This window comes from Actomonas aquatica (assembly GCF_019679435.2).
Lineage (GTDB): Bacteria > Verrucomicrobiota > Verrucomicrobiia > Opitutales > Opitutaceae > Actomonas > Actomonas aquatica.
This window is the reverse complement of record NZ_CP139781.1, coordinates 6,014,359-6,027,676: the sequence shown is the minus strand read 5'-3', so window position 1 is coordinate 6,027,676 and position 13,318 is coordinate 6,014,359. Positions and strand designations below refer to the sequence as shown.

Genomic DNA, 13,318 nt, shown 5'->3' with positions numbered 1-13,318 from the left:
AAGGGTTTAGTTGCGGGCGATGATTTGACGCAACACGTAAGGCAGGATGCCGCCGTGTTGGTAATAATCGACCTCGATCGGCGTATCGATACGGCAGGTGACGGTGACGTCTTCGGTGCTGCCATCCTTGCGGGTGATGCGCAGGGTGAGGTCCTGCTGCGGCTTCACGTCGGTGGAGAGACCGAGGACGTCGAAGACCTCCGTGCCGTCGAGGCCGAGGGACTTCGCGCCGGTGCCGTCTTTGAACTGCAGCGGCAGCACGCCCATGCCCACGAGGTTGGAGCGGTGAATGCGTTCGAAGGACTCCGCCACCACGGCCTTCACGCCGAGGAGGTTGGTTCCCTTGGCGGCCCAGTCACGGGAGGAGCCGGTGCCGTATTCCTGACCAGCGATCACGATCAACGGGGTGCCGCGTTCCTTGTAGGCCATCGCGGCGTCGTAGATCGACATCTCGGTGCCTTCCGGCTGGAGCACGGTGTAACCACCCTCCTTCGGCGCGACCATGAGGTTCTTGATGCGCACGTTGGCAAAGGTGCCGCGGGTCATGATGCGGTCGTTGCCGCGGCGGGATCCGTAGGAGTTGAAGTCGACAAAATCGACGCCGTTCTCGGTGAGGAAACGACCCGCCGGGGAGTCCTTCTTGATGGCACCGGCCGGCGAGATGTGGTCGGTGGTGACCGAGTCGCCGAAGATGCCCATCGGGCGGGCGCCCTTGATCTCGGCGATGGTGCCGGGCTCGAGGGAGAAGTCGGTGAAGAACGGGGGCTCCTGGATGTAGGTGGACTCGCGGTCCCACTCGTAGACGTTGCCCACGGAGGACGGGATCTCGTTCCACTTCGGGTTTTGCGAGGTGAAGTCGCTGTAGAGGGACTTGAAGACCTCGGGCTTGAGCGCGGCGGCCATCTGGTCGCGGATCTCAGTGAGGGTCGGCCAGAGGTCCTTCAGGTAAACATCGTTGCCGTCCTTGTCCTGCGCGATCGGGTCGGTCGACATGTTGAGGTCAACGCGGCCGGCGAGCGCAAAGGCCACCACCAGCGGCGGCGACATGAGGAAGTTGGACTTGATGTTCTGGTGGACGCGGGCCTCGAAGTTGCGGTTGCCGGAGAGCACGGAGGCGGCTACGAGATCGTTGTCGACGACGGCCTTTTCGATCTCGGGATCGAGCGGACCGGAGTTGCCGATGCAGGTGGTGCAGCCGTAACCAACGGTCTGGAAACCGAGCTGGTCGAGGTAGGGTTGCAGGCCGGTCTTGGCGAGGTAATCGGTGACCACGCGGGAACCGGGAGCGAGGGAGGACTTCACCAACGGGTTGACCGAGAGACCGCGCTCGACCGCCTTCTTGGCGAGCAGGCCGGCCGCGAGCATGACGCTCGGGTTGGAGGTGTTGGTGCAGGACGTGATGGCGGCGATGAGCACGCTGCCGTTGGCCAGCTCCGGCGTCTCCACGCAGTCGGGAGTCGGACGGTTGGCGGCCATCTCGTTGATGCTGGCGGCACTGATGTCGGCCTTGGCGGCCTCTTCTTCGGAAACGGTTTCCTGCTTGCCGCCGCCCACGTGCGGGGCGAGCGCGACCTTCTTGGTCAGGTCGGCCTCACCGCGACCGAAGCCACCGTCGGCGACCGGGGAGGTCAGGAGCGAGTTGAAGCGATCGCCCAGCTCCGGCAGCACGATGCGGTCCTGCGGACGTTTCGGACCGGCGACGGACGGCACGACGGAGGACAGGTCGAGTTCGACGTCGACCGAGTAATCGACCGCGCCCTTTTCGGGGATGCCCCACAGGCCCTGGGCCTTGTAGTAGGCTTCGTAGAGGGAAACGTGTTCCTCGGAGCGGCCGGTGCCGCGCAGATAAAGGGAGGTCTCTTCGTCGATCGGGAAGAAGCCCATGGTCGCGCCGTATTCCGGGGCCATGTTGGCGATGGTCGCGCGGTCGACGAGCGGGAGAGCCTTCGCGCCCGGGCCGTAGAACTCGACGAACTTGCCGACCACCTTGTGCTTGCGCAGCAGCTCCGTGATGGTGAGCGCGAGGTCGGTGGCGGTGACGCCTTCCTGCAGCGCACCGGTGAGGTGCACACCCACGACGTCCGGGGTGAGGAAATAGACCGGCTGGCCGAGCATGCCGGCCTCGGCCTCGATGCCACCCACGCCCCAACCGACGACGCCGAGGCCGTTGATCATGGTGGTGTGGGAGTCGGTGCCGACGAGGGTGTCGGGATAGTAGGTGTTGTTGGCATCCTTGAGCACGCCCTTGGCGAGATACTCGAGGTTGACCTGGTGCACGATGCCGATGCCGGGAGGCACGACCTTGAACGTATCAAAAGCCTGCATACCCCACTTCACGAACTGATAGCGTTCGCGGTTGCGCTTGAACTCGAGTTCGAGGTTCTGCGCGAGTGCTTCGGCCGAACCGGCGAAGTCCACCTGCACGGAGTGGTCGACCACCAGATCCACCGGCACGAGCGGCTCGATGATCTTGGAATCCTTGCCCACCTTATCGACGGCCGAACGCATGGCGGCGAGGTCGACGAGGAGCGGCACCCCGGTGAAGTCCTGCAACACGATGCGAGCCACCACAAACGGCACCTCGGCGGTGCGGGCTGCCTTGGCCTCCCAGCCGGCGAGCGCGGCCACGGCGTCTTCCGTCACCCGCTTGCCATCACAATTACGCAACAGCGACTCGAGCACGATTCGGATCGAGACCGGCAGGCGGTCGATCGCATAACCGGCGTCCTTGAGGGCAGGCAGCGAGTAGAAGGCATGGGAGGCACCATTTGCTTCGAAGGTGCTCCGCGTATTGAACGGGTTCGGGAGGCTCATGTTGGGTCTGTTACTTTATGCTTAAATCGGGGAGACGCTCGCCGTGGCCCACGGTCGGGACAGCCCCGACGAGCGGAAGAAAACACGCGGTCGCCAATCGGACCGCGACGGTGGCTTAGCTGGCCAAGGCGGCCTTGACGGCCTCGAAGTCCGGCAGCTCGGTCGGGGCCGGGGTCTGCTCGGCGTATTTCACCACGCCGTCCTTGCCGATCACGAAGGCGGCGCGGGCGGAGGTGTCACCGATGCCGGCGAGCCCCGGAAACACGACGTCGTAGGCCTTGGTGACGTCCTTGTTCAGGTCGGAGACCAGGGTGATGTCGATCTTGTTGGCCTTGGCCCAGGCTTCCTGCGCGAACGGGCTGTCGACGCTGATGCCGATGACGCTGGCGCCGAGGTCGGCGTATTGGGCGAGACCCGCGGTCACGTCGCAGAATTCTTGGGTGCACACGCCGGTGAACGCGAGGGGGAAGAAGAGCAACACCGTGGCCTTCTCGCCAAAGTTGTCGCTCAGCTTCACATCGACCAGACCTTCGGCGGTCTTGCTCTTGAGCGTGAAATCGGGGGCGGTGGATCCTACTGCGATGGGCATGGTATCTTAAAGTTCGTGGTTCGAATTGGATTCCGCCCCACCAAGGAGGCGAAAAGGACCCTGAACTTACGTAGCAGCCGGAGGGCGTCGCAATCCGTTTTTACGAATAGAAGCCCCTCTATTTTCCGACTTTGCGTTTTCATTAGCAGGCCTGACCCCGCCGCCGCGGCCTTCACGTTATTGCCCTTGCCCCACCCTGCGCCCGCCCGCTTTTTTGAACGTTTTCCCGATGACTATCCTCGAAGAGCTTCAATGGCGCGGCCTCTACGCCGACTGCACCGATCTGGATGCGCTCACCGAGCGCCTGGCCCAGGGTCCCACCACCCTTTACGCCGGCTTCGATCCCACCGCCGACAGCCTTCACGTGGGCAACCTCGTGCCGCTGCTCGCCCTGCGCCGCTTCCAGGATTACGGCCACCATCCCATCGCCCTCGCCGGCGGCGCCACCGGCATGATCGGCGACCCGTCCGGCAAGTCCTCCGAGCGCAACCTGCAGACGCCCGAACAGGTCAGCGCCAACATCGCCGCCATCAAAGGCCAGCTCGCCAGGTTCCTCGATTTCGAGAACAGCACCAACCCCGCCCGTCTCGTCGACAACGCCTCCTGGACCGCGCCCTTCAGCTTCCTCGATTTCCTGCGCGATGTCGGCAAACACTTCCCGGTGAATCTCATGCTGGCCAAAGACAGTGTGCGCACCCGCCTCGAGGAAGGCGGCATCAGCTACACCGAGTTCAGCTACATGCTGCTCCAGGCCCACGACTTCTACCACCTGCGCACCGACACCCAATGCGAACTGCAGGTCGGCGCGACCGACCAATGGGGCAACATCACCGCCGGCACCGAACTCATCCGCCGCAAGTCCGGCGCCACCGCTTGGGGCCTCACCTTCCCGCTGCTCACCAAGTCCGACGGCACCAAATACGGCAAGAGCGCCAGCGGCGCCGTGTGGCTCGATCCGAAGCGCACCACCCCCTACCGCTTCTACCAGTTCTTCATGCAGGCCGAGGACGCCGACGTGATCAAACTGCTCAAGGTCCTCACCTTCCTGCCCAAGGAGGAGATCGACGCCCTCGAAACCGAACTCGCCGCCAACCCCGGCGCCCGCGCCTCGCAGAAAGCACTCGCCCAAGCCGTCACCACCCTCGTCCATGGCGAGGACGTCTGCGCCGACGCCATGCGCGCCTCCACCATCATGTTCGGCGGTGGCCTCGATGGCATCAGCGAATCCGTGTTTGAGGACGTCGTCGGCGAAGTGCCCACCACCGACATCGCCGCCGACGCCTTCGCCGGTGAAGGCACCAACGTCATCGACATCGTCGTCGCCGCGAAGCTCTGCCCGTCCAAGGGTCAGGCCCGCAAAGACATCACCGCCGGCGGCATCTACGTGAACAACGAACGTTGCGCCGACATCGCCCGCCAGCTCACGACGAGCGACCTGCTCTTCGGCAAGTATCTCCTGCTCCGCAAGGGTAAGCGCAACTACGCCGTCCTGCGCGTAAGCTAAACCCACCCACTTCCCATGGCCGCTCCCGCCACCACCTGGACCCTCGAAAGCTACTTCCCCACTTTCGACGGGCCGGAACATCGTGCCTTCCTCCAAACCCTCGCAGCCGATCTCGCCAGCGGCCTGCAGACGACCGCCGCCACCGCGCCCCTCGACGCGACCAACGCCGACACTTGGGTGCAACGGTTCCTCGCCTGGGAGGACGTGACCGCGCGCCTGCATCACCTCAGCTCCTACCTCGACTGCCTCGGCTCGGCCGACGCCGCCAATGAGGCCTACCAAAGCGCCGAAGCCGCCCTCGCCCAACTCCAGGCCGGCTTGAGCAAACTCACCACCGCCTTGGAGTGCGGCCTGCGCGACGCGAGCGCCGAGGTTTGGGACGCCTTCATCGCCGACGAACGTCTGACCGATGCCGCCCACACCGCCGGCCGTCTGCGCGCCTCCGCCCAACAGCGCATGAGCACCGAGTCCGAGGCCCTCGCGGCCGATCTCGGCGTCGACGGCATCAGCGCCTGGGGCCGCCTCTACGGCACCCTCACCGGCAAGATGAGCTTCCCCCTCACGTGGCCCGATGGTCGCACCGAAACCGTGCCCATGTCGCAGCGCCGCTCGTTGCTTAATCACCCCGACCGCCGCGTGCGCGCCGCCGCCTTCACTTCCAGCAACCGCGTCTGGGAAGCCAACGAGGACACGCTCGGCGCCGCCCTTAACGCCATCGCCGGCACGCGCCACACCCTCTATGCCCGCCGCGGTCAGCCGCATTTCCTCGACGCGCCCCTGCACGACGCCGCGCTCTCGCGCGCCAGCCTCGAGGCGATGATGGAGGCCATTCAAAACCAAACCGAGGTCGGCCGCCGCATCCTGCGCCTCAACGCCCGCCTCCAAGGCACGCCGACCCTCGCTTGGTATGACCTCTCCGCCCCGCAGTTGAAGGACACCTTGCCCGCCCTCGACTGGCCGCGCGCCACCGCGCTGGTTGAGTCCGCCTTCGGCGCCGCCTACCCGGACCTGCAGGCCTACTTCCGCCACATGCTCGAACACCGCTGGATCGAGTCGGAGAAACGCCCCAACAAACGCGCCGGCGCCTTCGCCACCGGTTCCGCCCTCACCCGCGAGGAGCGCATTTACATGACCTACGGTGGCACGATGGAAGACGTCACCACCCTCGCCCACGAAACGGGTCACACGTGGCATTCGCATCTGCTCAATTCCCTGCGCCCCTGCGCGCAGGACTACCCGATGACGCTCGCCGAAACCGCGTCCACGTTCGCGGAGAAGCTGCTTTTCGACGGTCTGCTCGCCGATCCAAATCTGGATGCCGCCCAGCGCGCGTTCCTCACCGCTCAGGTCGTTTCGCACGCGCCGTCCTACCTGCTCGATATTCCGGTGCGCTTCAAATTTGAGTCGGCCTTCTACGCCGAACGTCAGTCCGGTCTGGTCCCGGTGAGTCGCATCAAGGAACTCATGGTCGAAGCCCAGCGCGAAATGTTCGGCGACGTCCTGGAAGTCGGCGGCGAAGACCCGTGGTTCTGGGCGTCGAAGCTGCATTTCTACATCACCGACCTCTCGTTCTACAATTTCCCCTACACCTTCGGCTTCCTCCTCAGCTCGGCGCTGTATCAGGAATTTAAGCACGAGGGCGCGGCCTTCCTGCCGCGCTATGAAAAGTTTCTCAGCCTCACCGGTCGCGCCACCTGCGAGGAGGTCGTGCGCCAGTCCCTCGGCCGCGACCTCACCGATCCCGCCTTCTGGGCCGAGGCCATCAACGCGATCAACCCGCAGGTCGACGCCTACGCCGCCGCCGTCGACGCCCTCTCCTAGCTCGAAGTGTAGGGCCTCACCTGGTGTGAGGCCGCCCCGCTTTTATTAAGCCTTTGTAAAGCCGGCCCGGCCTTTGGTTAAGCCCGGGTAAAAGCCGGAACGTTCGCGACTTAGCGTGCGTCTCTCGCGGCATGTCCCCTCGTGCTGCCTACCTTGCTCTGCCCTTGTTCACCGTCGCCGCGGTCGGCGTGATCCGCGCCGAACGTGTGCCCGTCCTGCCCGATGACCCGGCCAACTACGCCGACATCGCGCTGCCGGCCTACCTGCTCGAAAACCAGATTCCGGGCAACTCGCCCTTCCAGAATGCCGCCGCCGACAATGATTCGACGCCCGCCGACAATCCGACCACCGACGACGGTGCCACGCTCGGCCGGGTGTTGTTCTACGACATCAACCTGAGCGCCAACGGCACCGTCTCCTGCGCGTCCTGCCACGATCAATCCGCCGGCTTCAGCGACTCGCGCCAACTCAGCCTCGGCTTCGCCGGCGGCGAAACGCGCCGTCACTCCATGAGCCTCACCAACGCGCGCTTCAACGACTCGGGTAAATACTTCTGGGACGAACGCGCCGACTCCCTCGAAGCTCAGGTGCTCATGCCCTTCCAGGACGAGGTCGAGATGGGCCTCACCCTCGAACAGCTCGTATCCATTGTTTCAGCACAGGATTATTATCCGACCCTCTTCACCCACGCCTTCGGCGATGACACCATCGACGCCGATCGCATCGCCCGCGCTCTCGCCCAGTTTGTGCGCAGTATGGTGAGCACCAACAGCCGCTACGATCAGGGACGCTCCAGCGTCAACAGCCCCACCGATCCCTTCCCCAACTTCACGGCGCAGGAGAATCAGGGCAAAGCCATCTTCTACGGCGTCGGCCGCAACGGTCCGTCCTGCATCGACTGCCACACCACCGAAGCCTTCATCAGTCCCGGCCTCTTCACCCCGCACGCCAGCACCACCACCGGCGCGACCAACAACGGCCTCGACCGCGTCTCAACCAACGACCTCGGCATCGCCGAATCCACCGGCAACGTCAACGACACCGGCCGCTTCCGCGTGCCGTCGCTGCGCAATGTCGCGGTCACCGCTCCCTTCATGCACGACGGCCGCTTCAACACCCTGCGCGAGGTGATGGATTTCTACGCCCGCGACATCCAGCCCCACGCCCAACTCGCCGAGATCCTGCAGCCGCCCCCCGGACAACAGCCCCGCATCGGCCTCAACAACAACGACCGCAACGCCCTCGTCGCCTTCCTCCGCACCCTCACCGACGAAACCCTGCTCACCGATGCCAAGTTCAGCGACCCCTTCGTCGAGGTGACCGTGCCAGACGACGAAACGCCCACCACCCCGACCCCGGAACCCGAGCCGGACCCGGAACCCGATCCCCAGCCCGAACCCGATCCCGTCGTCGTCACGCCCCCGCCCGCCCTCTCCAACCTCTCCAGCCGCGCCTACCTGTCGACCACCAGCGGCGCGATGGTTTCGGGTTTCGTGGTCTCCGGCGACGCGCCCAAAACCCTTCTCATTCGCGGCATCGGACCCTCCCTCGCCACCTTCGGTCTCAACGACGCCTTGCCCCGTCCCCAGCTCAGTCTTTTCGCCCTCGGCAACGATACCCCGCTGGCCACCGCCGGCGCCTGGCACGAACAGCCTGATGCGACCGACCTCGCCGCCATCACCGCGCAGCTCGGTGCCTTCACGCTATCCACCGACGCCGCCGACAGCGCCCTGCTTGTGACGCTCGATCCCGGCATCTACACGGTGCACCTGCGCGACCGCGACGGGTTGTCGGGCAATGGACTCATCGAAGTCTACGACGCCGACGCGATCGCCGAGAGTGAGATGGCCAATCTATCCGTGCGCGCCGACCTCACGCGCCCGGGAGAAGTGCTCTTGCCCGGTTTTGTGGTGCCCGGCGACACGCCCCGCACCTTTCTGCTCCGCGCCGTGGGACCGGCTCTCGCCGACTTTGGCCTCACCACCGCAGCCGACAATCCCCGCCTCACTGTGCTGAATGCCAACGGTGCCACCGTCGTCACCAACGACGACTGGGACCGCGCCGGCAACGCGACTCAGATCGAAGACGCCACCCAAGCCGTCGGCGCGTTTGCCCTGCCCGCCAACAGTCGCGACGCCGCCACCGTTGTCGCCCTCCCGCCCGGCGCCTACACCGTGCGCGTCGATTCTCCCACCGGTTCCACCGGCACCGTCCTCATCGAACTCTACCCGGTGACGCTCTGATTGAAGCAGGGATCGCCGACTACCCGCAGCGCGAGCAAGCTCGCAGCCTACATTTCGGGTTCGATCACACGCTGTAGGCTGCGAGCTTGCTCGCGCTGCGTTGCCTCTCGGCTACGACCGCCCCAGCAACCAATTCCAGACCCGCAACCACGAATGCGACGCGACCTCGCGCCCGGCTTGAAACGTCTCCCAATCGCTCGCCGTCATGATGCCCACCGGGCCGTGCCGAATCCCGCCCCAAGAGCGTTCATCATACACGCGCACCGCGACCACATTCGCCTTCTCGCCGGCGCGCAGACTCCCGGCCGGAAACGTATACACCCGCGGGCGTTCCCAAACGCGATCCTCCGCCGAGGTCGCATGGGTTTCGCCGATCAATTCCCCGTTCAGGTAGGTCTCGTCTTCGTCGTCCACTGCCCCCAACACCAGCACGAGTGAGTCGTCGGCCGCCAATCCCTCCGGGGCCGTAAACGCCACGCGATACCAGAGGTGGCCGTCAAACCCTTCCTTGCCCTGCAAGTCCCAGTTGCCTGGCACGACCACCGGCGAAAATTCCGCTGTATCCACCTCAACCCTACAGTAGTCCGGCTGGTCATCCACGCTGAGCTGCCACTCTCCCGTCAAATCCACCAACGGCGCCGGCAATGCCTGCACCATCAGCGCCGGATCCCCGGCCATCATGCCGCCACCGAGCCGTTCATCCCACACCCGCACCGCGATCAAGTTCTTCGCGCCCGCCCGCACCAGCTGCCGCGGCACCGCGTAGCGCCGATGCACATCGTAAGCCGACTGACCACCCGCCTTCAGCTCCCCGTGACGGCCGAGGTATTCACCATTCAACCACACTTCATCGGCGTCATCGATGCGGCCGAGCCGCAGGTAAAAACTCCCTTCGGGCAACGTCGCCGGTGCGGTGAAGTGGCCCCGATACCATGCGAAACCATCGTAGTCCGCGTAACCCTCCGACTCCCACCGCGAGTCCACCGCGATCTCCGACCAGCTGCTGTCGTCCCACGCCGCCGCCGACCAACGCGTGTCGTCACCGGTGTGGAAGCGCCAACCGTCGTCGAGCGAAAGCACCCGCTGCGCCGCGGACGGCACATAAAAAGTCTCGTCCGTCGCCCGCCAGGCCGAGACCGCACTGCCACGGGAACGGTCGCCATCGTCGTCATCATCGTTGAACGCGGAAACCAACACGCCTCCCGTGCCCGCCAGCGCGGCGATCACCGACGACAAAAACACCGCCATGGCTTTCGCCGGATGGGCCTGGGCTTCTTCTTTGCTCAGGGGGTCTTTCTTTTGCGCCAATCGTTTCGCGGGGATCATCATGACTCTGTCTCTCCTTTGTCTGTCTTGCTTCCACTGCTGCCGCCTTTGCGCCGCCGCACCGCGTCGCGCAGAAGGTATTCCACCTGTCCGTTTACACTGCGCATCTCCTGATGCGCCCACGCTTCGATCTCGGCCCACAGCTTGGGGTCGATGCGCATGAGGAAGGATTTTTTGCCGGGACTCGCCATGACTAACGTTGCCCCACAGAGCTAGGCAGCTCGTCGCCCGTCTCAACCCACGCCGACGGATAGGCGCAACTCGGACCAGCCCACATCGGCGTGGTCAACAATCCAACCGTGGGCCTCGCCCCACTCGCGCCGGCCACCAGCCAGCACGCGACCAGCAGCACGACCAGCGCCCGCCACGCACACCCAGCGGTGCTCCAGCAGGCGGGCATCAAACACGCCCAGGTTCTGTGCCACAATCCGCTCACGATCAGCGTTCCTTCGTCATGGCCTGCATCAGGCGCGTGCCGGCGACGGCCACGCCGCCGGCCGGACGCCACCCGCGCGTGATGGCTTGGTTCACCTGCGCGTTCAGTTCGTCCACGGCCTTCTTAAACGATAGGCCCATGGTGACGGCGATCACGGTGTAGGTATCCATTTTCTGAATAAGCCGAGGGTGATCAGGAATAAAGCGTGCCGGTGTTCACCACCGGAGTGACTTCGTTTTCGCCGCACAGGACTACCAGCAGGTTGCTGATCATCGAGGCCTTGCGCTCGGTATCGAGGTCGACGACGCCCTTCTTCTCGAGTTCGTCGAGGGCCATCTCGACCATGTCGACCGCGCCCTGCACGATCTTGGTGCGCGCGGCGATGACGGCTTCGGCCTGCTGACGACGCAGCATGGCCTGGGCGATTTCGGGTGCGTAAGCGAGGTGCGTCAGCCGCGCTTCCTCGACCTCCACGCCTGCCTTTTCCAAGCGCTTCTGCAACTCCACCGCGAGCGCGTCAGAGACCGCATCGGTGGAAGAGCGCAGCGTCATGTCCTCGTCTTCGCCATCGTAGGCATAACCACTGGCGAGATGACGCACGGCCGATTCACTCTGCACCGCAACGTAGTGCTCGTATTGATCGACATCAAAAACGGCCTGCGCGGTATCGCGCACCCGCCACACGACGACGGCTGCGATTTCGATCGGGTTGCCGTTCTTGTCGTTCACCTTGAGCTTGTCGCCGTTGAGGTTGCGGGAGCGCAGCGACACCTTCTGGCGCTTCATGAACGGGTTCACCCAATAGAAGCCGCTGGTGCGCACGGTGCCTTTGTAGGTGCCGAAGAGGATCAACACCGCTGCTTCGTTTGGCTGCAGCGTGAAAAAGCCGCAGCTCATCAGGATCGCGGTCAACAGCAGCAACACGCCGAGGATGGCGAGCAGCGGCACCTTGGCGACCGCGGCACCGATGATGAGCGCCACCACCGCCAAGTAGGAAAATAGATTGAGGGCGAGAAACGCCCAACCACTGGCGGATGAAATGCGCTGCTCGTGGTTGGCGGTGGAGGATGGGGTGTTCGTATTCATGGTAAATCTGTTACGATTTCAAAGTGATATCACTTTGAAATCGGATAACCAGATTAAAACACCGCGTTACAAATGCGCCGAACCGCTGTAGCCCGACGGTCCCCCGCCCGGCCCGCGCGTTACGTTTCAGTCAGCCTGCTCCGAAACCGGCGGCTCCCAGAGCTCCACCTTGTTGCCTTCCGGATCGATCACCCAACCGAACTTGCCGAACTCCGACTCCTCGCGATTCGGCAAAACCTGCACGCCCTCGGCGGCCAGGTCGCTCAGCAACTGATCGAGATTGGCGACCCGAAAGTTCATCATGAAGGGCTGCTTGCTCGGCTCGAAGTAAGTCGTGTCGGCCGGAAACGCGCTCCACGCCGTCGTGCCCTTGCGCGAGGGATCCTGATCCTCCCGCCACTTGAAGGAACACCCGCCCCAATCTTCGACCGGCAGGCCGAGCCGATCCCGATACCACGCACTGAGTGTCGCTTGATCCTGCGCTTTGAAAAAAATGCCACCGAGACCGGTGACACGCGGAGAGGTCGGTTTTGCATCAGCCATGGGCCGGGACACAAACCGCCCGGCACCCCGACGCCAATCCACAAAAAACCGACGTCGGCACGGAGCCAGACGTCGGTTCGACAAAAGAAATGGGTCCGATCGGAGCGGTCAGTCGTCGCTTCGTCCCTGCAGAATCATGAGGATGTGCAGGAGCGAACCCAGCGAGGCCGCAAAGGCCGCGATGTAGGTGAGCGCCGCCGCATCGAGCGTTTCATTCACCCCACGCATTTCGTCCTGGTCGACGATGCCGAGCGAGACGAGCTGCTGCTTGGCTCGACGCGTGGCGTCGAACTCAACCGGCAGGGTCACCAGCTGGAACAAACAGATCACCGCCAGGGCGACCGCGCCCCACATAAGCAGGTCGTATCCAAAGGCCTTTGCACCAAAAACCATCAACAGGATGCCGCCGGTGATGACGTAGTTGGACACGCCGGCTGCGATCTGCGTGGCGGGAGCCATGGTCTGACGAATCGTCATCATGGAGTAACCCACCTTGTGCTGGATGGCGTGACCGGCTTCGTGCGCCGCGACGCCCAACGCCGCCAGACTTGTGCCGCGGTAGTTGTGCTGCGAGAGCGCCAGGCGCTTCTTGATGGGATCGTAATGGTCGGTGAGTTCCCCGGGCACTTGCACGATTTCGACGTCGTGAATACCCGCCGAATTCATCACGGCCTGCGCCGCTTCATAACCGGTGATCCGACCACGCGACGGGATTTGCACGTTTTTGTTGTAAGCGTTGCGAATCTTCGACTGCGCGTAGAAGCCGAAAAGCATCGGCCCGATGATGAGGATAATCCAGATGAGCATAGTGGTTTAAAGGGTTGGGTCGCCTTCCGCAGATTGTGCGCCAGCCAGAAAGGTTCCCCCGGCACACGGTGCGAGACAGAGCAACTTATTCACCCGCCCGGCTTTGCAAGTAGATCCGGCCGGGAGTGGAATTCGGCCACCGTTTTATA

At 64.2% G+C, this 13,318-nt stretch carries 12 protein-coding genes; 3 read left to right on the top strand and 9 right to left on the bottom strand.

Annotated features, from left to right (window positions below; translation table 11 throughout):
• Positions 1 to 6 precede the first annotated feature (6 nt).
• Together K1X11_RS23120 and K1X11_RS23115 are read right to left on the bottom strand one after the other, a co-directional pair.
• The gene (locus K1X11_RS23120) at positions 7 to 2,814 is read right to left on the bottom strand and encodes an aconitate hydratase (protein WP_221030127.1); all 2,808 of its coding nucleotides are present in this window, start codon (positions 2,812 to 2,814) and stop codon (positions 7 to 9) included.
• 115 nt (positions 2,815 to 2,929) lie between these two features.
• Positions 2,930 to 3,403 (bottom strand): redoxin domain-containing protein, encoded by a 474-nt coding sequence (locus K1X11_RS23115; RefSeq protein WP_221030128.1) that lies wholly within the window; start codon positions 3,401 to 3,403, stop codon positions 2,930 to 2,932.
• Between the two features lie 229 nt (positions 3,404 to 3,632).
• On the opposite strand from K1X11_RS23115, the gene tyrS reads away from it, so the two are divergent.
• The 3 genes from tyrS to K1X11_RS23100 all read left to right on the top strand — a co-directional run bounded on the left by tyrS (position 3,633) and on the right by K1X11_RS23100 (position 8,971).
• On the top strand, positions 3,633 to 4,907 hold the full coding sequence (tyrS, locus tag K1X11_RS23110) for a tyrosine--tRNA ligase (RefSeq protein ID WP_221030129.1): 1,275 nt from the start codon (positions 3,633 to 3,635) through the stop codon (positions 4,905 to 4,907).
• Between the two features lie 15 nt (positions 4,908 to 4,922).
• Positions 4,923 to 6,728, top strand: coding sequence for a M3 family oligoendopeptidase (locus K1X11_RS23105; protein ID WP_221030130.1), 1,806 nt, complete (start codon positions 4,923 to 4,925; stop codon positions 6,726 to 6,728).
• Between the two features lie 131 nt (positions 6,729 to 6,859).
• Positions 6,860 to 8,971 (top strand): cytochrome c peroxidase, encoded by a 2,112-nt coding sequence (locus K1X11_RS23100; RefSeq protein ID WP_221030131.1) that lies wholly within the window; start codon positions 6,860 to 6,862, stop codon positions 8,969 to 8,971.
• 111 nt (positions 8,972 to 9,082) lie between these two features.
• Here the strand turns inward: K1X11_RS23100 and K1X11_RS23095 are convergent, their stop codons facing one another.
• The 7 genes from K1X11_RS23095 to K1X11_RS23065 form a co-directional block, all read right to left on the bottom strand.
• The gene (locus tag K1X11_RS23095; protein WP_221030132.1) at positions 9,083 to 10,300 is read right to left on the bottom strand and encodes a beta galactosidase jelly roll domain-containing protein; all 1,218 of its coding nucleotides are present in this window, start codon (positions 10,298 to 10,300) and stop codon (positions 9,083 to 9,085) included.
• Positions 10,297 to 10,458 carry a type II toxin-antitoxin system antitoxin gene (locus tag K1X11_RS23090; RefSeq protein WP_225919346.1) on the bottom strand — a complete coding sequence of 54 codons (162 nt, stop codon included), beginning with the start codon at positions 10,456 to 10,458 and terminating at the stop codon, positions 10,297 to 10,299. Before K1X11_RS23090 ends, K1X11_RS23095 begins: the two co-directional genes overlap by 4 nt.
• A 72-nt stretch (positions 10,459 to 10,530) precedes the next feature.
• Positions 10,531 to 10,722, bottom strand: a complete 192-nt coding sequence (locus tag K1X11_RS23085) for a hypothetical protein (protein WP_221030134.1) — start codon at positions 10,720 to 10,722, stop codon at positions 10,531 to 10,533.
• Positions 10,723 to 10,735: 13 nt separating this feature from the next.
• Complete coding sequence (locus tag K1X11_RS23080; RefSeq protein ID WP_221030135.1) at positions 10,736 to 10,903, bottom strand: hypothetical protein; 168 nt, start codon at positions 10,901 to 10,903, stop codon at positions 10,736 to 10,738.
• 22 nt (positions 10,904 to 10,925) lie between these two features.
• The gene (locus K1X11_RS23075; protein WP_221030136.1) at positions 10,926 to 11,819 is read right to left on the bottom strand and encodes an SPFH domain-containing protein; all 894 of its coding nucleotides are present in this window, start codon (positions 11,817 to 11,819) and stop codon (positions 10,926 to 10,928) included.
• Positions 11,820 to 11,945: 126 nt separating this feature from the next.
• Positions 11,946 to 12,362, bottom strand: a complete 417-nt coding sequence (locus K1X11_RS23070) for a VOC family protein (protein WP_221030137.1) — start codon at positions 12,360 to 12,362, stop codon at positions 11,946 to 11,948.
• Positions 12,363 to 12,470: 108 nt separating this feature from the next.
• Entirely contained in the window at positions 12,471 to 13,169 is a 699-nt protein-coding gene (locus K1X11_RS23065) for a zinc metallopeptidase (RefSeq protein WP_221030138.1), read from the bottom strand.
• Positions 13,170 to 13,318 lie beyond the last annotated feature (149 nt).